Genomic DNA, 800 nt, shown 5'->3' on the forward strand with positions numbered 1-800 from the left:
GCGAAGCCGCGAGAGAGGAATGGTTCCCGTGTGGGTCGCCGATCCGATTACTTCAGATGACTGTTGAAGAACGTGGTCAACTTGGAGAAGGGAATCAAATTGACCCGATCGTAAAGATCCACATGCCCGGCATCTGGAACGATCAGCAACTCTTTTGGTTCGGCCGCCCGTTTGTAGGCGTCCTCGCTGAACTCCCTTGAGTGCGCCGTGGCGCCCGTAATGAAAAGCAGTGGGCGCGGGGAGATGGTCTCGATGTCGTTGAACGGGTAGAAGTTCATGAACTTCACATTGCTGGTCAGCGTCGGCATGGTTGTGGTTTGCGGCGATGCGCCAGCGGGGGTGACCTGACCGCGCGGAGTGCGGTAGAAATCATAGAACTCGTCACCCACAGCGTTGCCGGTCAGCTTTAGTGGTGAGCCGCTGGTATAGCGAACTTCGCCACCCCGGAATTCCGCGTTACGCTGCTGCGCCGCATCGCGAATGATTTGCTGGCGTTGTTCCAACGTGACTGAGTGCTTGAGACCGTTACGGTTGGCCGCTCCCATGTCATACATGCTGACCGTGGCGATGGCTTTCAGACGTGGATCGATCTTGGCGGCGCTGATGGCGAAGCTACCACTGCCGCAGATACCGATGACGCCGATTCGCTCTGGATCGACAATCGTGCGAGTGCCGAGATAGTCCACGGCGGCACTAAAGTCCTCAGCGTAAATATCAGGCGAGACTGCTTGGCGAGGCGTACCTTCGCTTTCACCCCAGAACGACAAGTCCAGTGACAGCGTGACAAATCCCTGCTCGGC

At 57.5% G+C, this 800-nt stretch carries 1 protein-coding gene; it reads right to left on the bottom strand.

Going from position 1 to position 800, the window contains the following annotated elements:
* Positions 1 to 47: 47 nt before the first annotated feature.
* Positions 48 to 800 (bottom strand): alpha/beta hydrolase (locus AC1DRJ_RS30560; protein ID WP_477805397.1); only part of this gene is annotated, 753 nt, incomplete at its 5' end.

The sequence above is a fragment of the Pseudomonas sp. P5_B2 genome, from assembly GCF_056400445.1.